The following is a 21,108-nucleotide window of genomic DNA, read 5'->3' on the forward strand; positions in this document are numbered from 1 at the left end:
AACATATTTAAAGCAACAATACTTCTCCCCTAGAAACTCCAATCTTTATAACTGCGAGAGGCTTCTAACTTGTTTTCCAATTCGTCTGCTAATTCTGGAAAGAAATCTATCCCTGTTAATGCTTCAACCTCATCAACCGACACTACAAATTCATACAATGGTTTGCTTGAATCTTTATGAGGCATTAAAAAAGCAATCATTTTAGTTTTTCCACTATTGCTATCAATCAACACTTTATAAAAGTAATTTGGTACTGAAACACCTTCTCTACCAATAGTTTTCATACGGCCACTTAATACACCACCTGTAACAACAAAAACACCATTGTATTTTCTTGCCCAGTAGCGTACTTTTTGCTCTAAAGTGTTCCAAATTCCAGCATTAAATTGGTGGTCTTGCGGACTAATATTACTAGTTAAAAACGTTTCGTCGTGCGCTGCTTTAGTATAACGTCTATCGGCAGCAGGACATAAATGTCCTCGATCGTAACCCGAGTTTTTATAATTTCGCCAACTTGCAGCTCCTGTTTTTACGGCTTTATCAATTTCAAAATAAGGCCGCTTGTGGTTAGTGTTAGAAAGATGCGATTTCTTAAGCTCGTAAGCGACCCACTCTGCTTGTTCATGGGGCTCACTATAAGACAAAGAATACCCATTGTGATGTATAATTTGGTTGGTGGTACTTGTTGGTAGAAAAAATGCATTGGTATTAGCTTTTGCCTCTTTACCTTCTAATACTATTTCTGCCTGTTCTGCTTCAACTAAAACATATTCATAAACGTAAACACCAATAATAATGGCTATTGCAATAATAGTAAACCAAGTGCGCCTTTTCATTAATTAAATACGAACTCTAAAGGTTGACCGATAGCAAAATTAGGAAAGCTAATACCTAAAAGTGCAGATATTGTTGGCGCTATATCGGTAATCTCAGTTTTCTTATACGTATGCCCTTGTTTTATACCTTTCCCAAAAAACAGCAAAGGTACATGGGTATCGTAGTTTAAACCACTACCATGTGTAGAGCCGGTTTTACCATAACTTATATAAGCTGGATCATTTACTAATATAATGTCTCCAGAACGCTTTTGGTTGTACCCTTTTTGTAGCAAAGCCTCTATACCTTCTGTAAAATCTACAGACGCCATGGTGGTAGCTGTATAAGCTTTAGAGATATGTGGATACGCAATTTGTTCGTTCACTATGGCTTCTTGTACATCATCTAAATCTAAATCGAGTGCTTTTATCATATCTCTATTTAAGAAAATTTGATTGTTGCTAATATCTTCTACAATATCAGTAGTGCCATATGTATCTGTTAAAAACTTTTGGAACAATACTTTGCGCACATCATTATCTAAATACCCAGCAGGAATTTTAGCTGATTGTAAATATGCAGGAACATCAATAGCACCATGGTCGGCAGTTAAAAAAACTACATACTCCCCTTTTCCTACTTTTTCGTCTAAAGCAGCAAAAAAGCGCTCTAAATCTTTATCCAAACGTATGTAAGTATCTTCAATTTCTTTAGAATTTACACCAAATTTATGCCCAACATAGTCTGTACTAGAAAAACTTACAGTAAGTACATCTGTAATATTATCTTGACCTAAACCTTCACCATCAATAGCTGCTAAAGCAAAATCTGCAGTTAAACTATTACCGTACGGTGTTGTTTTTAAAATATTAAACCCACCATTTTTCTTGCTTAATGCTTTTAAATTGTATGGAAAAGTAGCCGTTTCTTTACCTTTAAACTTCCCTTCAAAATTATTTAAATCAGCACCACTTTCAGTGTAGGTATCAATATCATAAAATGTGTTCCAATCTTTTATGTAAGATTCTGCTTTTTTAGAATTATTAAAATTGTTTACCCACTTAGGTAATTCATCCATATAAAATGTACTAGATATCCAATTTCCTTCTTGTCCGCCTTGAAACCAATATGCTGCGTTTGCCGAATGGCCAGCAGGTAAAATAGCACCACGATCTTTTATTGAAACACCTATGGTTTTTCCTCTCATTTGCGTAAACAACCTATTTTCGTCGGCAAAAGTTGTGGTTAACATACGGTGTGGAGACATTAAACCAGATACTGCCGCTGTTCCTACAGAACTCACCGTTGTGTCTCCAGCACAGTACACCATTTTTTTTATGTCTTTATCGTACCAATTATTACCAATAATACCGTGGTATTTTGGTGTTGTACCGGTGTAAATTGAGGCATGTCCTGGCCCTGTATATGTGGGCACATAGTTAAAATGGTTATTCTTGCAATTAAAGCCTTCACGCATCATACGCTTAAAACCATTTTCGCCAAACTTCTTATCAAAACGCGTTAAATAATCATATCGCATTTGGTCTACAACAATACCTACAACTAATTTTGGATTATCTTCCTGGGCAGAGATTGGAAGAATAAATACTACAGTTAACAAAAGTGCTATTAAATACTTCATTTCAATTAAAATTTATAGATTTCAAAAATACACATATTAAAAACATCATTATTTTAAATTAAGGTTAAATACCCCTAAGTTTTTTTTAATTTAGCATATACAAATTATTATATGACGTACCTGCACAATATAGGCACCTATTTTTTGATGATAGTAGAAATGTTTCGTAAGCCCACAAAATGGAGCATGATGAAGCAGCTTATACTCAAAGATATAGACGACTTAATTATTGGTTCTTTGGGAATTGTAGCTTTCATTTCCTTTTTCGTGGGAGGTGTTGTAACCATACAAACCGCTTTAAATATAGACAATCCGCTTATTCCTAAATATTTGGTTGGTTTTGCTACTAGACAGTCTATTATCCTAGAGTTTGCCCCAACATTTATGTCTATTATTATGGCAGGAAAAGTAGGCTCTTTTATTACATCTAGTATAGGCACAATGCGTGTTACAGAACAAATTGATGCCCTAGAAGTTATGGGTATAAATTCCTTAAACTATTTAGTATTCCCAAAGTTTATTTCTTTGCTTCTGTATCCTTTTGTAATATCTATCGCTATGTTTTTAGGTATTCTAGGTGGTATGGCAGCATGTGTTTATGGTGGTTTTGGCTCACTACAAGATTATATAACCGGTATTCAAACAGATTTTGATACCTTTCATGTTACCTATGCCTTTATAAAAACATTTGTTTTTGCTTTTTTATTGGCTACAATTCCTTCGTTTCATGGCTATTATATGAAAGGTGGCGCTCTAGAAGTTGGTAAAGCGAGTACCACCTCTTTTGTTTGGACTAGCGTAGCTATTATTCTTTTAAACTATTTACTAACCCAAATGCTGTTGAGCTAATGATAGAAGTTAACAATTTACATAAATCGTTTGGAGATATTGAAGTTTTAAAAGGTATTAGCACCACTTTTGAAAAAGGAAAAACCAACCTAATTATTGGGCAAAGTGGTTCTGGAAAAACCGTGTTTTTAAAGTGCTTATTGGGATTGTTTGATTATGAACAAGGCACTATTGCGTACGAAGGGAAAATATTTTCTCAACTTTCAGAAGATGAAAAACGAAACATTCGCGCTGAAATTGGTATGGTTTTTCAAGGAAGTGCACTGTTTGACTCTATGACCATTGCACAAAACGTGATGTTCCCACTTAAAATGTTTACCAAACAAAGTAAAAGTGAAATGGAAGATCGTGTAAACTTTGTATTAAACCGCGTAAATTTACCTGATGCACACAACAAAATGCCTAGTGAAGCCTCTGGTGGAATGCAAAAACGTGTTGCCATTGCTCGTGCTATAGTTAATAAACCAAAGTATTTATTTTGCGATGAACCAAACTCTGGGCTAGACCCTAAAACGGCTATTGTAATTGATAATTTAATCCAAGAAATTACCGATGAATACCAAATTACAACAGTAATTAATTCTCATGATATGAACTCTGTTATGGAAATTGGCGAAAAAATAGTCTTTTTAAAAAATGGATTAAAGGCATGGGAAGGCTCTAACAAAACTATATTTAAAACAGATAATGAATCGGTTACCGATTTTGTATACTCTTCTAACCTGTTTAAAAAAGTAAGAAGAATGTATATTGAAGAAAATGAGTAAAGAATTACCACTTTATTAAATATGAAAACAGTAACTAAAATTCTGCTTATTTTAGCCTGTGTTATTGCAATTATTACTGGTTTAATGTTAATCGTTAATCACTTCACTTGGGTTGGCATTTTAGTAGTTACTTGCTTCTTTTTATTTGCTATTGCTGCAGCTAATACTAAGAGCTATAAAAGATTTTCATTCACTATTTTAATTTTTGGCATTGTAGCGTTAGCTATGTTTTACCCACGATTATTTATAAAAATTGGTGACTTTAATCTAAAATTACTCATTGTTCCTTTACTCCAAATTATAATGTTTGGGATGGGTACATCTATGAGTATAAAAGACTTTAAAGGCGTTATAAATATGCCAAAAGGCGTTTTAATAGGGTTAATTTGCCAATTTACCATTATGCCTGTTTTAGGATTTACCATAGCAAGTTTATTTGGCTTTAGCAGCGAAATTGCAGCAGGAATTGTGTTAATTGGTTGTTCTCCAAGTGGATTAGCATCAAACGTAATGGTGTATTTAGCCAAAGCTAATTTAGCATTATCTATTACTTTAACATCTATAGCTACTTTATTGGCGCCCTTTTTAACGCCTTTGTTAATGCAAACTTTTGCCGGAGAATTTATACCTATAGATGTATGGCAAATGATGTATAGTATTGTTAAAATGGTGATTTTACCAATTATTGCTGGCCTTTTGTTTAATCAACTTTTCCACGGAAAGCTTGCATGGCTAGACAAAATTCTACCTATAATTTCAATGGGAGCTATAGCATTAATTATTGCTATAATAACTGCTTCTGGTAGAGATAGCCTGCTAGAAATTGGCCTATTATTAATTTTAGCCGCTATAATTCATAATAGTGCAGGATATTTTTTAGGATATTGGGGCTGTAAATTATTAAAAATGAAAGAGGCCGACTGTAGAACAATAGCCCTAGAAGTTGGCATGCAAAACGGTGGTTTAGCTTCGGGGATAGCTATAGAAATTGGCAAAGTGGCTACTGTAGGTTTAGCTCCTGCCGTTTTTGGCCCATGGATGAACATTTCTGGTTCTGCACTTGCATCTTGGTGGAGAGACAGAGACCCTGCAGAATATGACAAAAACTAGTTTATAGTCTATTTTAAAATTAAAATATTTTCTTGCTTCAATTCTTTTCCTAACCAATTTTTTAACTCTTGCTCTTTTTTAGATTTAAGAGTATCAGTAAGTTCTTTACTCCATTTTAACCGAACCAAAGTAACAGTATCTATTTTTATAAAATCTTTGGTTTCTAACATTTTAGAATATCCAAAATATTCTAAATCTTTGAATCTTACCTTGGCTTCACGGGAAATATTGGTAAAAGATTCTTTAACATTGCTGTTTTTACCACCAAATTGTTGGTTCAAATCTGTAATATTATTTTGCAGTTCCTCTATTTGCTTTTGAAGACCAGCAATAATATTATCCTTATTGTCTAAATCCCTAATAGCTCTATCATAGGCCTCAGAAATTTTATCGATACTTCTGGTTTTGTTACCTTTTATAACCAAAGAAAAATCTTTTATCTTTTCGTAATTCTTTAGTTCGTTTTTTAAATCTGCAATAGTAGCATCTGCCACTTCACCATAAAAATGTAAGTTAATGGTTTTTTCTTCCCAAGATGGTGTACCCTTTTGTAACCACAACTCATCATTAGATTCTACTTCGGTTTTTATAAAGTTGTTGTAATCTCCCTCTAAACCTGTTTGCTTAATAAACTCAACAAATGTCCATATGGCAGGTGCCATAACTAAAATAGCCACTATTGATGCTAATCTTGCTATACGCTTTCGCTTTTTAGAGTTAGCGTATTTAAGCATGGGAAAACGCAAAATCTTTAATACTAAAAATGTAGCAAGCGCAATAAAAATAGTGTTTATGGTAAACAAGTACATGGCACCTATAAAAGTGTCCCAATTATGCGCTAAACCATAACCTGCTGTACAAAGCGGTGGCATTAAAGCGGTTGCTATGGCCACACCAAATATTACCGATGCTATGGTACCCTTTTTTGTACGCGCAATAATTAACGCTGCTCCACCAAAAAATGCAATTAAAACATCGCGTACATCTGGTTTTGTTCTACCAAACAGCTCGTTTGTCATAATATCAGCAGAAGGAAAAAACTTGAAAAACAAAAATGCAGCCATTAAACTTAATACAATCATTGTAACTAAGTTTATAAGCGACTTTTTAAGTGTGTCTATATCATTTATTGCAATAGATAGACCAACACCCAATATAGGCCCCATTAACGGAGAAATTAACATGGCTCCTATAACTACTGCTGTAGAATCTGCATTTAAACCAATAGAGGCTACAAATATAGAACACACCAATATCCAAGCAGTAGCGCCCTTAAACGGTATGTCTTTTTTTATAGCTTCAATTGTAGCGTTTCTATCGGTATCGTCTCTAAAATCTAGAAGCTCGTTTAAGAATTTTGAGATACTAGCAAATAAACCTTGTGCATCCTTTTTTACCTCTTCTTTAGATTTCGCAACGTTTTCATCTTTTTTGTTTTCTGATTGTTCGTCTTCAGAAAAACTAAACTTACTTTCTTCCATTGTAATTAAATTGCCTCACGCACCACGAATATAATACAATTTAGCATACAATGTACTTTTAAGTTTTAACCGTACTGCTCTCCAAATTCGTCCTTAACTTTTTTGAGGGTTTTTTTAATATCCTGCTCCTTTGCTTTTGGATAAATAAGCAGTACCTCGTCTTTATCTACAATAATATAATCGCTTAAACCATCTACTACTACAATTTTATCGTTTTTGGTACGTATCATGTTACCTGTAGCATCTTCGGTTAATGTTCTTGCATTTACTACAGCATTATTAGAATCATTTTTATCTAATTTATCATATAAACTACCCCAAGTTCCTAAATCGTTCCAATCAAATTCAGCTGCTATAACAAAAACATTGTTGGATTTTTCCATAATAGCATAGTCTACCGAAATATTTTCTGCCTTAGGATAATTTTCTTTTATAAAATCGCTTTCAGAACTAGTGTTATAATCACTAATACCGTTTTCAAACAAGCTATATAAATTTGGTTGATTTGTTTTAAATGCATTTACTGCGCTTTTAACACTCCACATAAAAATACCAGCATTCCATAGAAAATTACCTTGAGCTATAAACGCTTTAGCGGTATTGTAGTCTGGTTTTTCCCTAAACTGATTTACTTGTTTTATGGTATTTTGCGCAGTCTTATTGTATTCTATATAACCGTAACCTGTATTTGGAAACGTGGGTTGTATCCCCAAAGTCATTAGCGCATCGTTTTTAGCACAAAACTCAAATGCTTGTTTTACGTTTTTGGAGAACGTTGCTTCGTCTTCAATCCAATGATCACTAGGAGCTACTATCATTACCGCATCAGGGTTTTCCTTTTGAATTTTTAAAGATGCATACAAAATACAGGGTGCTGTATTTCGCATTGCGGGTTCTAAAACTACTTGTCTCTGCTCAACTTCAGGTAATTGCTCCAGAACCAAATCGTTGTAGCGTTCGTTAGTTAAAATTAAAATATTTTCCTTAGGAATTACATCTGCTAAACGATGAAACGTTTTTTGTATCAAGGTATCTCCTGTACCTAACATATCGTGAAACTGCTTTGGAAAATCCTGAGTGCTAACAGGCCAAAATCTAGACCCTACGCCTCCTGCCATTAATATGGCGTAATAATTTTTATTCATAATTTTTATGTATCAATTCTACTTCTGCGGTGGGATTAAACAAGTACAATTTCCCTGTTTTAACCTCAACGCACTCATAACGTTTTATACGTTTGTTTCCCATTTTAAAAACTTTACCATTATACAATTTAAAAGTCTCACCCAAAGATACTTCAAAAACAAATGTTTTGTTGTTTGGCTCGTCAAATTGCTTTAAGGCTAAGGCTAATAATGCATCTGTATCGCTAGATGCTTTTGGGTTTTTAAAATGTTTTGCTAGTAACGGCAATAATTCGCTAGGAAAAACCCGAGGATTTAAAAAAGGCAACATTAAATGCTGAAAGGTACGTTTCCACTCAATGCCGTGGGGTTTTATAAATCTGCCATATTTACTAAAAGCCTCAAAATGTGCAATTTCGTGAATTAATGTAATTAAAAAACGATATTGATTTAAATTTGAATTAATAGTAATTTGATGCTTTCCATTGGGCAATGGTTTATAATCCCCGTGTTTTGTTTTTCTTTCGTTTTTAATTTTAACTATTACATTATCATGCTCTAAAAGTGAAATTACTTTAGGAATGGCCTGTTCTGGAATACATTTTTTTATTTGGACTTGCATTGTTGTAAAAATAGGGCATTTTCTTTAAAATAACGAATAACATAGAACTTAGTAAAAGCTAAAAAGTTACAACAAAGCCTTACATAACTTAGTTGCAACATATAAAACAATGTTGCTCTAGGCTCTACAGAACACGTTTTTACCTAAACCGTTTTAAAGTGTTTTTCGTAAATTTACTTAAAACTAATCTTCCGCTTATTTTAGCGCGTTCAGCTAAAAGCGCGTCCCAATCTTCGGTGCCCTTCCACATTACTTTTTTCATCTCTATTAAGGCTTCTGGGTTGTAACCTGCCAATTTTTCGGCTAATAGTTTTACAGATTCATCTAATGCCTCTACAGTATCGAATACATCGGCATATAGCCCTTTATCTTTAGCAAATTCCCATGAAAAAAATGTTTCTGCATCTATACTCATTTGCGACATGGCTATTTTTCCAATTTTTCTAGATACCGCTGGCTCTATAACAAAAGGCCCTATGCCTATACTTAACTCACTTAAGCGAATAGAGGCGTGTTTTGTAGCCAAACAATAATCGGTAGCTGCTGCTAAACCAACACCGCCACCAACTGTTTTACCTTGAACACGGCCAATTATTAATTTTGGGCATTTGCGCATTGCATTTATAACATTAGCAAACCCAGAAAAAAAGGCTTTACCCTGCGTTTCGTTTTCTATAGCGATAACTTCGTTAAAACTAGCACCAGCACAAAATGTTCTATCGCCACCACTTTTTAAAACAATGACTTTAATGGTATCGTCATCACCAGCACGTTTAATTGTTTGTTCTAACTCTAATAAAATACTACTGGGTATTGAATTTCTATTAGGATGAAAAAACTCGATATAACCAACATTGTTTTTATTTGAAAGCGTTACATAAGGCTCCATAAATTATTATTTTAAAAGGCTGAATATACCCAAAAAATATGTGATTAGTTACAAAAACGTATCAACAAATGGTAAAATATTAATTAACTTTATAAAAAATTTAAACATGGGATTATTTAGTTTTTTCTTTAAAAATAACACGCAAAAAATAAAAGCGTTTTTAGAACAAAACGCTGTAATATTAGACGTTAGAACAAAACAAGAATGGAACGAAGGGCATATTGCCAATGCTATGCATATTCCGTTAAGTGATTTAAAAAACCATGTAGAGGAGATTAAAAAATTAAATAAACCCGTAATTGTGCATTGCAAAAGCGGTGCAAGATCTGCGCGTGCTACCAAACTTTTAAAATTTTATAAAATTGAAGCTGTAAACGGAGGCGGGCTTGCCGATTTAAAACTACTTATAGCGTAATTGCCTGTATAGCTTCGCGGTTTAAAAGAGGTGTTTCGTTATATTTTAATGTCCACCCCATAGAATTGGTTAAGATGTAAAATTTAGACAACTCGCTTATTAACCGGTTTTTGGCATTAGCCTTTAAATCAGATTTATCTATTTTCTGCAAAAGCGCCTGTTTTACCGTGTTATTTATGTTGTTATAATCTTTAGCATCAAAGGGGTTTAAATAATCGGCCTGTACATCATAATACTCTAAATCTGGATGCACCTTAACTTCTGCCTCGGGAATATTGGTAATGCTTAGCGTTTTATTAACAGCATCTATATTGAACGTAATCTTACTTAAATCGTAAGCTATAGTTACCTCTGCATTTACAACAACTAAGGCCTTCTTTTTGGCCGATATTAAATCACCAAATACATCCTTAGAATTTTTATATGTAAATACTTCGCTAAAATGCCCCTCGGTAACCACCAATTTTCCAACATTTTTTATTTGTTCTTGAATTAATGCCGAACTTTCTTTAAGACTAATGTTTTCTTGCTTTTTATCTTCGCAATACTTGAAAGTAAAAAGAACAACAAGTGTTATAACAACACCAAATAGAATTTTTCGCATGCCCTAATTTAGAAATAATTTGAGCAAAAAAAAACATTAGTTTCCTTCGACGTAAGAAGTCTAACTAATGTGTCCATAAAATGCTACGTTTTTAATAACACTTCAAAAATACAGGACTTGTTGCTATTATAGATTACCTAATTGTAAAACAAACTTTAAATTAAGTTATTCTTTTTTGCTTTTTGTACTGCCTCCAACTTATTATGTACCTGTAGTTTTTTATAAATATTCTCTATGTGTTTTCTAATAGTACCGGTTGATAATATTAAATTATCTGCAATGGCATTATAACTTAAGCCTTTACTTAAATGCTCTAAAACTTCCGTTTCCCTAGCTGTTAGTGTAATGTCGTCTTTATCCTTTTGGTTTTGAATTTGAATTGGATTTCGTAATAATTTTAATGTTTTTAAAGCAATGGACGGGTTCATGGCCGCACCTCCATTTAAGGTTTCAACCATACCCGTGTTTAAATCTTTTGGGTTCACTTCTTTTAATAAATAACCATCTGCCCCTGCTTTTATGGCATTAAAAATATTTTCATCATTATCGAAAACCGTTAGCATGATGATTTTTATATGTGGATATTTTTGCTTTACCAATTCTGTAGTTTCAATTCCATTTAAAACTGGCATTTCTATATCCATCAAAATTATATCAATGTTATAATTATCATTTAGTTTTGCTAATAGTTCAGCTCCATTTAGCGCTGTAAATTTCAGGTCTATATTATCAAAAAAAGAAAGCTTTTCTTTAATGGCAGTAATTAAGAACGTATTATCGTCGGCAATGGCTGTTTTAATTTTCATTTATTTTTTTTGAATAAGGCTTTAAACTTAAGAAATTACAACTTTAGCCAATAACACTAAAGTATTGTTTTTTTAAACACCAACGAATAATTCTATTTCTGTTCCCAAATTAATTTTACTGTTAATATTAAGAGTAGCTTTAATATCTTTTGCACGCTTTTGTATATTATTTAAGCCATTTCCATCTCCTGCTTTTGTTATATCAAATCCTTTTCCATCATCAACCACTTTAATAACAAGTTGTTCTTTATTTTGAAAAATTTCAACCGTAACGTTTTTAGCTTCAGAGTATTTTATTGCATTATTTATAGCTTCTTGAACTATTCTGTAAACATTCATTCCCGTTACCGAAGAAAAAATAGTGCTATTTAACACGGTGTCTTTTAATATAAATTTAAACTTGATATTCCCTGAATAGGTATTAGCATTTTCTACAAAATTACTAATGCGTGTTTGTAAATCTTCTAAAGAAATCTCACTCTTGTTCATGGCCCAAATAGTATCTCGCAACTCGTAAATAGTTTCTTTAGTAAATGCACTTATATCTTTTAACTTTTTAGTTAATTTTTCGTTTTTAATTTCGAATCCGTATTGCAAATTTTCAATAGAGGAAATAATAAACGTAAGTTGGGCGCCAATGTTATCATGTAAATCTCTAGAGATTTTTAGGCGTTGGTCTTGTAATTTATTCTGGGTTTCAATTCGGGCTAAAGCTTCTTTTAACTCTGATTCTTTTTGAAGTTGGCGATTTTTAAGTTTTTGCTGATTATAGAGTAAATACCCCAAAACCGAAAGTAATATGGCTACCAACCCTAAACCCATTAGTTGCGTGTTTTTTTTGCTGATTCTTAGTTCTTTTTCAATTAGTTCTGCACGCTGGGTAACTATTTCTTTTTCCTTCTTTTCTGTTTCATATTTTATTTCAAATTCTGAAATCTTTTCGGTAAGCGAGTTTTTAGATAAATCCTCACTTGTATCATGATACTTTTTAAAATAGTTGAACGCTAAATTGTAATTTTGTTTTTGTTGGTATAATAATGACAGGTTCTTGTATAAACTTGCTATATCTGAGGGGTTTTCAGCAGCTTCTATAAAAGGTTTCGATTTTAAAAGATATGTTTCTGCTTCTCTAAGTTTTCCTATACTTAAATAATTTACCCCCAAGTTTAGGTAAGTTACCCTTAACGTTTGGTTATCATTAACACGCTTAGCCTCATCTGCTACTGATTTATAAATTGAAATTGCCTTTAAAGGTTTGTTACGTACTGTAGCCAATTGTGCCATTCCTGTTTTTGAGAATAGCATCACCTTGCCATAATTAACTTCCTTTGCTTTTTCAAAAGCAAGTTTATAATGTTTTTCGGCTTTTGCATAAAGTGTTGTATCTTTTTCTTTTTCTCCAATCTCCTTATACATGCCAGCTATGTTGAACAAACTATTAGCAATATCTATTTTATTATCCCCGTTTTTCTTAATATTTAGCGCTTTACTGTAAAACTCCAAAGCTTTGTTGTAGGCCTTCATATCTTCATAAATTAAACCTATATTATTAAAGGATTTACCTAGTGCTGTAGAATCGTTAAGTTTTTCGGCCAGTAATATAGCTTCTCTATGAACATCCAAAGAGGCCTCTGCTTCATTAAGATAAGACATGGCTAAAGCTTTATTGTTTAAATATGTAAGTTGGTCTTCTTCATTTTTTTCTTCTTTTGCTTTCTCTAGTGCTTTATTAAAGTTACTTAGGGCACTTTTAAAATCTCCTTGATAAAAATTAAGCACACCTTTATCGCCAAAGTATTTAATGTATAAATCGTAATAGTAATTATTCTTTAAAATTTCCCAAGATTTGGTATAGTATGCTTCAGCGGTTTTGTAATCGCCTTTAATAATATAAATCTGGGCATAGTTTAAAAAAGAAATTAAACGGGCTTTATGTAAATGCGCTTTATTTTCGGTAAAACTTATAGTTTTATTAATATAAACTTCGGCAGAATCTCTATTTGTATCAAAATATTCCTTTACTAATTCTGTTAATGCCGTTACCTTATTACTTTCAGAGGTACTGTTTTTATAAACATGCTTTAAACTATCTAACTTTTTGTTATTAGGTTGAGAGAATGTAAAGAGAGAAATGGAGAGGAACAATAAAATTAAATATCGATTCATAAATAAAAAAATCAATGATGTGTTTCAATAATAAACGTTTGTAAAGAAATTATTTTTTTTAGTATTTTGAAAATACGTTTACTTAAAGATGCATTAAAATCATCCAATAGTTTTTCTTTTTCTATGAGCTCAAAAGATTTTTTTTGCTGAGAAAAAAGTTGAGTTTGCAGGTTCAAAATTTTAGCTTCATCAAGATTTTTTTCAATGAAATGGTTTGATACAATTATCATTATGTTGAAAATCAACACTAAAACCATGAGGCCTAAACATCCAATAAATACCTCATCAAAACTCATAATAAATTATGTTTAAGGATGTTTATTAGAAAACTACACGAAAATAAAAAACACCAACAACTCAAATTTTTATAAAAAAAGAGCCATCGGTGTTTTCTGTATGAACTGATTAATAGCATTTTAAATCTAATAATTATTACTAGTTAACCTAATAAATACTCGATTAAGTGTTTGAAAAAAAGATTAAGCGCAATAATCTGATTATCACGCCCAATCAACAAATCTCAACAACAAGATTTATTTTTTAAGGTTGTAAGCATAAATAGTTTGGTCGTTAGCCTTATAAAATAAAAACCCTCCAAATTCATCTACCTCGTATTCTGGCTTTTTGTCTTTTAGTAAAATTTCTTTTTCTATGTCGCCTGTATCTTTGTTAAGTTTAACCAAGCCAGTGCCTCCGTTTAGGTTAGTTAATATAAATTGCGCGTTTTCGGTTGCAGCACTTGCCTTAAAGCGTGTAGATAAATAATCGAACGAAGCACTAGCTATATTTGAAAACATATCGGCGGCCCTTTTTGCCTCCTTACCATAATCGTTATAACTGTTTAAATCGTTTATGCTACCATAAGCAGAGCGATTAGCTCCTGCTTTAGCACTCATTCCAACAGTCATAGCGGTTGATGCAACTGCTAAAGCACTTCCAACAATTTTACCAAAAGTACTTCTACCTGGTGATTTGTGATAAGCGTGGTATGTTTCCTTTCCATCAAAACCTACTAAAGTCATGTTTTGATTAGAAGACAAGAACACGCCACCATCTCTTATTTCCATGTGATTAGGATCTTCCTTTTCATCAAAATTACTTTTGGCAAAATCGCTAACATCACCCGAAGTAGCATCAATAGCCATAATTTTACCATCGGCAGCAATTAAATATCTATCGTTAGCTTCATCAAAAGTTGAAGCAACAGCCGATGCCCTCTTATATTTTAATGGTTTATTCCATACTTGTTCACCTGTTTTTAAATTTACAATATTAGCATCCTCGCTTGTTATGTAAATTAAACCTTGTGGTGATTCTGCCATTACCATAATATTTTCACCTGTTTTTAAAGGTTTTTTAAACAACGTTTTTCCATCAAAAGAAATTTTATTGATACCTCCTTGCTGAATGCCAAACAAAATACCATCTTCCTGCACATAAAAATGTTGTACAAACCCTTTAGTTTTTGGTGCTTTGTCCCATAAATCCTCACCTGTAGAAGCACTTAAAAACGCTATTTCAGATTCTTGCGCTGCTGTTCTATCACTTACAACTGCCAAACCAAGCGGCAGTATTTGAAAATTAGAAACATTACCCTGCACCTTTCTATCGTCATTCCAAAGTTCTGCGCCATTGCTTCCTATTTTATGAATACGTGTGTTTTTCCCGTTGGTTGTTGTTTCAAATCCATAAATTTCTTTTTCAGTTTCATCAGCAACCATCCAATTAACGCCTTTTATTTTACTTTGCCACAAGTCTTCTCCTGTATGCGATTTTGCCAACAAACCTTGTGCGGTTGGTATAATTAAAAATTCTTTTAAAAGTAGAGGTGTTCCAGTAACACTAAAGTCTTTAGCAATACCTACCCGCCCTGGTTTATCTAAAAAGAAACTGTAGTCTAATTTAGATGTGTTTAAATCATATACAGCTACTTTGGGTGTCATTTTTTCAAACTTATTACCTTCTTTTTGAATACCGCTTACAATTAATTTGTTTTGTGGAAGCACTACATTACACGTATAAATTTGGTTCCAGTTATCGTTTTCCGAATTAAAAATAACCTCTCCTTTTACATAATCTATTACGGCACGCTTAGTTTTAGTAAGTCCTGCCAATTGTGAGCCTACACCTTGCGATACAATTATATATGGTGAATTAGGAACAAACTCCGTTTCCTCAGGTTTTAGTTTTCCAAAATTATTAAATGTAAAAACAGGTTGGCTTTCAGTTGGCTTTATTCCTACCAATCCATCATTAGTAGCAACTACCAAAATACCACCTACTGTAAGTGTCATTTCGTTAATCTTAGCGCCTAAATTGTAATTTTGATTTGGTGTTTCTGCTTTTTGTGCGTTTACTACTAGTGTACTTACCAGAAGAAAAACTAAAAAATTAAAGTGTCTCATTGTTGAATTTTGTTTATGATTTATAGCATCACAAATCTGCAACAATAGAATACTGTAATCAATACGATGAATTACGTATATTTAGAATACCATATGGGGAAACTGTAATTTAAGGGCCTTTTTTCTAGCCTCAATTTTTTTAAGAAAACTTTGGTGCGCCTCAGAATTTGGATTGAACGGTTTATGGTGAAGCCCTTTTTGAATGCTATCAACCTCATCCATAATTTTATAAGCTGTACTACATATCCAAACAAATTTAAACTGCTGCCATATGCAATCTATTGCCAACTTATTGGGATGAACCATATCCTCAGCATAAAACCGATAATCTCTTAATTCATCCATCATAATTTCATAGGATGGAAAATAAAATGACGAATGATGTATTATTTGATGGATAGCTGTTATTAAATGCGCCTTACTTTGTGTGTTTTCCACAAAACCATCTTTTAAGTGGCGCACAGGGGAAACCGTAAAAATCACCCTTGCTTCAGAATTTAATTTTTGAATTAGGCTTACTGTAGTTTTTAACGATGTTGAAATATCTTCAACAGACAAAAGCTCCTTTTTAAATTCCTTTTGGGAAACTTTATGACAGTTAGCAACAACAGTATTACGTTTTAAATAATGATAAACCCAGGCTGTTCCTAAAGTGATAATAACATGGGTTGAAGTCTTAATTGCCGCTTTTGTAAGTTTTACTTTTGAATTTAATGTTTCTAGCAATTCTACTTTTGAAACGTTGCTCAATTTGGAATGCGCATCAAAACAATGCCATTGTTCATTATGATAAAAAATATCGCTTTCAGTATACATATTATCACTGGCAGCGTTTTGTATAAAGGTTTCTATAGCCTTAGGGTGAAATAAAATACCAAACGGATTTTGAAGGTTTTGAAACTTAAAATAATTTAGTTTGTCACCAATATTTTCTGAGAAGCACGAACCTAAAAGCAAAATATTAGACTTGTAATTTATTAGATTATCAGCCCGTTTTGATAGTGATATTTTGGTTTGAAGGTTCATTAAAAGAATTTTTGATGTAACGTTCTAAATCTTTTTTAGTCTAACTTTTTTAAAGTTCTAAATTATGGCAAAAAATAAGACAATTACACTGTTAAAACTTAAACTTATCAAGTTCTACAAATGTGAAATAAGAACATTTCATAAAATACTGGGCATGAAATAGTTTATTTCACAAATTCTTTAGCAGCTTCTAAAGCGTCACTAATCCCACTCGGATTCTTACCTCCGGCAGTTGCAAAGAAAGGCTGGCCGCCACCTCCACCTTGGATGTGTTTACCAAGTTCTCTCACCACTTGTCCAGCATTTAAATCTTTGCTGGCAACAAGTTCTTTAGAGATATAACAAGACAACAATGCTTTACCGTTTTGCTCTGTGGCTAATAGTAAAAATAAATTTTTAAACTGGCTTCCTAACTCAAAAGCTACATCTTTTAAACCACCTGCATCCAAGTCTAATTTTTTTGCTAAAAATTTAATCCCATTAATATCGTTAAGTTCTTGTTTAAGTTCGTTTTTAATAGTTCCTGCTTTATCCTTTAACAAGCCCTCTATTTGTTTTTTTAATTCGGCGTTTTCGTCCTGTAAATTTTTAAGCGCTTTTGCAGGTTCTTTAGCATTATTAAGCAATGCTTTCATTTTTGAATATACCCGATTATTTTCTGAATAAAAGTCCCTAACCGCTTTATTTGTAATAGCTTCTATACGACGAATTCCTGCGGCAACAGCACTTTCAGAAATAATTTTAAAATACCAAATATCTGACGTATTGTTTACATGAATACCACCACAAAGCTCAATAGATTTTCCAAAACGTACGGTACGTACTGTGTCGCCATATTTTTCACCAAATAATGCCATAGCGCCTTCTTCCAAAGCTTGTTCCATAGGCACATTTCTGTTTTCTTGTAATGGGAGTTTCCCCTCTATCCTAGCGTTTACAAAATCTTCAATTTCCTGAAGTTGCTCTGGACTTACCTTAGCAAAATGAGAAAAATCAAAACGCAGTGCATTGGGTTTTACCAAAGACCCTTTTTGCTCTACATGATCGCCTAAAATGGTTCTTAAAGCTTGATGTAACAAATGTGTAGCGGTATGGTTGCTAGCCGATAAATTTCTGTGCTCATCGCTAACTACTGCCTTAAAAGGTTCGTTTATATGCTTTGGTAAGTTTTTTGCGAAATGAATAATAACGTTATTTTCCTTTTTGGTATCTAAAATATAAACTACATCTCCACGAACATCTTCTAAATAGCCCTTATCACCAACTTGTCCGCCACCTTCAGGATAAAAAGGTGTTAAGTTAAACACCAATTGATACATATCTCCTTCTTTTTTAGAGGTTACCTTTCTGTATCGCGTTAGTTTTACGTTGGCCTCTAAAGTATCATATCCCACAAATTCTTCTTCAGCATCATCAATTAAAATCGTCCAATCGTCTGTTAGCATTTCACTAGCAGCTCTAGAACGGTCTTTTTGCTTTTGTAATTCTTTTTCAAATCCTTTTTCATCTAACTTCAAACCTCTTTCAGAAAGAATTAAAGCTGTTAAATCTATAGGAAAACCGTAAGTATCGTACAATTCAAACGCTTTTTCTCCAGATACGGTGCTATTTTTTGTTTCTTCTACAATTCGGTTTAAAAGTATCAATCCTTGATCTAAAGTCCTTAAGAACGATTGCTCTTCTTCTTTAATTACGTTTTCAATTAACTGTTTTTGAGATTTTATTTCTGGAAATGCATCTCCCATACGCTTACTCAACACGTCTACCAATCTGTAAATAAAGGGTTCTTTTTTATCTAAAAATGTAAAACCGTAGCGTACAGCACGACGTAAAATTCTACGAATAACGTAGCCTGCGCCCGTATTGCTTGGTAATTGCCCGTCTGCAATAGAAAATGCCACAGCACGAACATGATCTGCAATAACACGAATTGCAACATCTACCTTGTTAGTGTTACCATATGTTTTGTTGCTAATGGTTTCAATTTCGCGAATAATTGGCGTAAACACATCGGTATCGTAATTAGATTGTACCCCTTGTAACACCATACAAAGGCGCTCAAAGCCCATACCCGTATCTATATGTTTGTTTGGTAAGGTTTCTAGTGAACCATTGGCTTTTCGGTTGTATTGTATAAATACCAAATTCCAAATTTCCACAACTTGTGGGTGGTCTTTATTTACCAAATCCTTCCCAGATATTTTAGCTTTTTCTTCGGCAGATCTAATATCTACATGTATTTCGCTACATGGGCCACATGGGCCTTGGTCTCCCATTTCCCAAAAATTATCCTTTTTATTGCCTTTCAAAATACGGTCTTCAGAAATATGTTGCTTCCATAAATCGTAGGCCTCGGTATCCATTTCCAATCCATCGTCTTCACTACCTTCAAATACCGTTACGTAAAGAACATCCTTATCTATGCCGTAAACCTCGGTTAATAATTCCCATGCCCAAGCTATGGCTTCTTTTTTAAAATAATCGCCAAAACTCCAGTTTCCCAGCATCTCGAATAAGGTGTGGTGGTAAGTGTCGTAGCCAACCTCTTCTAAATCGTTATGTTTTCCAGAAACGCGCAAACACTTTTGCGTATCGGTAATTCTGGTATGTTTTGGTTCAGAGTTTCCTAAAAAATACTCCTTAAAGGGTACCATTCCTGCATTTACAAACATTAGGGTTGGGTCGTCCTTTAAGACCATTGGAGCAGATGGCACAATACTATGTTTTTTGTCTTCAAAAAAACTTAAAAATTTAGATCTTACGTCTTGAGATTTCATGGATGTAATTATGCTATTACAAGTTAAATTATAGTATTTATAAAAACTATTTTTATCTTTACTCACTGGCATCTGTTTAAAAATAAAGATGATAGTGAACCTAAATACGCTAGTTATCGTATGTATATTAGGATAATTTTATTATTGGTTTGGTTACTAAGCTATAAATTTAACATGTTATTAATGTGTTTAATTCGCTGCAAAAATAGTATAATTTAGATAATGAGTAAGGTAAAATATTATTACGATCCAGAATCGCTTTCCTATAGGAAAATAGAGCGAAAAAAACGCAATACGTTTAAGTATATTATGGTATTCTTGCTCGCCTCTGCACTTTTTGCATTTTTATTTGTTTTTATTGCCGGTCATTATTTTGAATCTCCTAAAGAAAAAGCGCTTAAAAGAGAACTCACCAATATGCAATTACAATTTGATTTACTCAATAAAAAAATGAGTGAAGCCGAAGCTGTTTTAGCTAATATTGAAGACCGAGACAATAATATTTACCGTGTTTATTTTGAAGCCAACCCTATTCCAGAAGAACAAAGACGCGCAGGTTTTGGTGGTATTAACCGTTATAAAGATTTAGAAGGTTACGATAACTCATCACTTATTGTTTCTACCAGTAAACGCCTAGACAAGTTGCAAAAACAAATTGTGGTACAGTCTAAATCGCTTGACGAAATAGCCCTTTTAGCTGAAGAAAAAGAAAAACTATTAGCTGCTATTCCTGCAATACAGCCTGTAAGTAACGAAGATTTAACACGTATGGCATCTGGTTATGGTATGCGTTCTGACCCTTTTACCAAAGCACGAAAAATGCATTGGGGCATGGATTTTACTGCTCCAAGAGGTACACCAATATACGCTACCGGCGATGGTGTTGTGGTACGTGCAGATTCTGGTTCTAGCGGCTATGGCAAACACATTAGAATAGACCATGGTTTTGGCTACACCAGTTTATATGCCCACCTTTATAAATATAACGTAAGGAAAAACCAAAAAGTAAAACGAGGCGATCTTATAGGTTTTGTGGGTAGTACAGGACGCTCTGAGGCGCCACACCTGCATTACGAAATATTTAAGGACGGTAACCGTATTAACCCCATTAACTTTTACTACGGAAGTTTAACTGCTGAAGAATTTAGTAAATTACTAGAGCACGCTTCTTTAGAAAATCAATCTCTAGATTAATGCATATAGATTTGCCCGAAAAACGATATTATGGTATTGGCGAAGTTGCCAAAGCATTTGGGGTGAATACCTCCTTAATACGCTTTTGGGAAAAGGAGTTTGATATTCTAAAACCAAAGAAAAACGCCAAAGGCAATCGTAAATTTACCCCAGAAGATATTAAAAACTTAAAGTTTATCTACCATTTGGTAAAAGAGCGGGGTTTTACCTTGGAAGGTGCAAAAATTCATTTAAAAGAAGAAAAAAAGGCGGCACTTAGCAATTTTGAAATCATCAGTAAATTAGAAGATATTAAAAGCCAATTAATTAAAATTAAAGAACACCTTTAATACATTAAGTTACTTTTTAAATTTTCAAAAAAAATACACAAGAAATACGTAACTTTTGTGTCAATTTTGAGTCTAACCAATATCAC

The 21,108-nt window shown here is 33.2% G+C and carries 19 protein-coding genes; 6 read left to right on the forward strand and 13 right to left on the reverse strand.

From position 1 onward, the window contains the following. Positions 1-29: 29 nt before the first annotated feature. Positions 30-836: a DNA/RNA non-specific endonuclease gene (locus tag CLV33_RS00930; RefSeq protein ID WP_105472323.1), complete on the reverse strand. Its 807-nt coding sequence runs from the start codon at positions 834-836 to the stop codon at positions 30-32. Next, entirely contained in the window at positions 836-2,458 is a 1,623-nt protein-coding gene (gene pafA / locus CLV33_RS00935; protein WP_105472324.1) for an alkaline phosphatase PafA, read from the reverse strand. The genes CLV33_RS00930 and pafA overlap by 1 nt, the downstream gene beginning before the upstream one ends. A 111-nt stretch (positions 2,459-2,569) precedes the next feature. Here pafA and CLV33_RS00940 point away from each other — a divergent pair, with 111 nt between their 5' ends. From CLV33_RS00940 to CLV33_RS00950, 3 genes are read left to right on the forward strand one after another with little or no spacing between them, the layout of a single operon-like run. Next, positions 2,570-3,307 carry an MlaE family ABC transporter permease gene (locus tag CLV33_RS00940; RefSeq protein ID WP_042246258.1) on the forward strand — a complete coding sequence of 246 codons (738 nt, stop codon included), beginning with the start codon at positions 2,570-2,572 and terminating at the stop codon, positions 3,305-3,307. Further along, positions 3,307-4,074 (forward strand): ABC transporter ATP-binding protein, encoded by a 768-nt coding sequence (locus CLV33_RS00945; protein WP_105472325.1) that lies wholly within the window; start codon positions 3,307-3,309, stop codon positions 4,072-4,074. Before CLV33_RS00940 ends, CLV33_RS00945 begins: the two co-directional genes overlap by 1 nt. 21 nt (positions 4,075-4,095) lie before the next feature. Then, positions 4,096-5,184, forward strand: coding sequence for a bile acid:sodium symporter family protein (locus CLV33_RS00950; RefSeq protein ID WP_105472326.1), 1,089 nt, complete (start codon positions 4,096-4,098; stop codon positions 5,182-5,184). 8 nt (positions 5,185-5,192) lie between these two features. Here the strand turns inward: CLV33_RS00950 and CLV33_RS00955 are convergent, their stop codons facing one another. The 4 genes from CLV33_RS00955 to CLV33_RS00970 form a co-directional block, all read right to left on the reverse strand. After that, positions 5,193-6,665: a DUF389 domain-containing protein gene (locus tag CLV33_RS00955; protein ID WP_105472327.1), complete on the reverse strand. Its 1,473-nt coding sequence runs from the start codon at positions 6,663-6,665 to the stop codon at positions 5,193-5,195. Positions 6,666-6,730: 65 nt separating this feature from the next. Continuing rightward, entirely contained in the window at positions 6,731-7,810 is a 1,080-nt protein-coding gene (locus tag CLV33_RS00960) for a mannose-1-phosphate guanylyltransferase (protein WP_105472328.1), read from the reverse strand. Continuing rightward, positions 7,803-8,411, reverse strand: a complete 609-nt coding sequence (locus tag CLV33_RS00965; protein ID WP_105472329.1) for a SprT-like domain-containing protein — start codon at positions 8,409-8,411, stop codon at positions 7,803-7,805. Before CLV33_RS00965 ends, CLV33_RS00960 begins: the two co-directional genes overlap by 8 nt. Before the next feature lie 139 nt (positions 8,412-8,550). After that, a complete protein-coding gene (locus tag CLV33_RS00970) occupies positions 8,551-9,300 on the reverse strand; it encodes an enoyl-CoA hydratase/isomerase family protein (RefSeq protein ID WP_105472330.1) in 750 nt (249 codons plus the stop codon). Between the two features lie 106 nt (positions 9,301-9,406). Between CLV33_RS00970 and CLV33_RS00975 the strand changes: the two genes are divergently transcribed. Next, positions 9,407-9,715, forward strand: coding sequence for a rhodanese-like domain-containing protein (locus CLV33_RS00975; protein WP_042246297.1), 309 nt, complete (start codon positions 9,407-9,409; stop codon positions 9,713-9,715). On the opposite strand, the gene CLV33_RS00980 is transcribed toward CLV33_RS00975, so the two are convergent. From CLV33_RS00980 to alaS, 7 genes are all read right to left on the reverse strand, one after another. After that, a complete protein-coding gene (locus CLV33_RS00980) occupies positions 9,705-10,319 on the reverse strand; it encodes a DUF4230 domain-containing protein (RefSeq protein ID WP_042246276.1) in 615 nt (204 codons plus the stop codon). The two genes, CLV33_RS00975 and CLV33_RS00980, sit on opposite strands and share 11 nt — an antisense overlap. A gap of 155 nt (positions 10,320-10,474) precedes the next feature. Then, complete coding sequence (locus CLV33_RS00985; protein WP_105472331.1) at positions 10,475-11,125, reverse strand: response regulator; 651 nt, start codon at positions 11,123-11,125, stop codon at positions 10,475-10,477. Positions 11,126-11,197: 72 nt separating this feature from the next. Further along, on the reverse strand, positions 11,198-13,291 hold the full coding sequence (locus CLV33_RS00990) for a tetratricopeptide repeat-containing sensor histidine kinase (RefSeq protein WP_146109697.1): 2,094 nt from the start codon (positions 13,289-13,291) through the stop codon (positions 11,198-11,200). 11 nt (positions 13,292-13,302) lie between these two features. Beyond that, the gene (locus CLV33_RS00995; protein WP_105472333.1) at positions 13,303-13,587 is read right to left on the reverse strand and encodes a hypothetical protein; all 285 of its coding nucleotides are present in this window, start codon (positions 13,585-13,587) and stop codon (positions 13,303-13,305) included. Between the two features lie 237 nt (positions 13,588-13,824). Then, positions 13,825-15,696: an outer membrane protein assembly factor BamB family protein gene (locus CLV33_RS01000; protein ID WP_105472334.1), complete on the reverse strand. Its 1,872-nt coding sequence runs from the start codon at positions 15,694-15,696 to the stop codon at positions 13,825-13,827. An 81-nt stretch (positions 15,697-15,777) separates the two neighbouring features. Then, positions 15,778-16,722, reverse strand: a complete 945-nt coding sequence (locus CLV33_RS01005) for a GSCFA domain-containing protein (RefSeq protein ID WP_105472335.1) — start codon at positions 16,720-16,722, stop codon at positions 15,778-15,780. Between the two features lie 164 nt (positions 16,723-16,886). Further along, the gene (gene alaS / locus CLV33_RS01010) at positions 16,887-19,499 is read right to left on the reverse strand and encodes an alanine--tRNA ligase (protein ID WP_105472728.1); all 2,613 of its coding nucleotides are present in this window, start codon (positions 19,497-19,499) and stop codon (positions 16,887-16,889) included. Positions 19,500-19,721: 222 nt separating this feature from the next. Between alaS and CLV33_RS01015 the strand changes: the two genes are divergently transcribed. Beyond that, positions 19,722-20,693 carry a M23 family metallopeptidase gene (locus CLV33_RS01015; protein WP_042247076.1) on the forward strand — a complete coding sequence of 324 codons (972 nt, stop codon included), beginning with the start codon at positions 19,722-19,724 and terminating at the stop codon, positions 20,691-20,693. Then, positions 20,693-21,022 (forward strand): MerR family transcriptional regulator, encoded by a 330-nt coding sequence (locus tag CLV33_RS01020; RefSeq protein WP_042249665.1) that lies wholly within the window; start codon positions 20,693-20,695, stop codon positions 21,020-21,022. Before CLV33_RS01015 ends, CLV33_RS01020 begins: the two co-directional genes overlap by 1 nt. Positions 21,023-21,108 lie beyond the last annotated feature (86 nt).

The sequence above is a fragment of the Jejuia pallidilutea genome (assembly GCF_002973595.1).
Classification (GTDB): domain Bacteria; phylum Bacteroidota; class Bacteroidia; order Flavobacteriales; family Flavobacteriaceae; genus Jejuia; species Jejuia pallidilutea.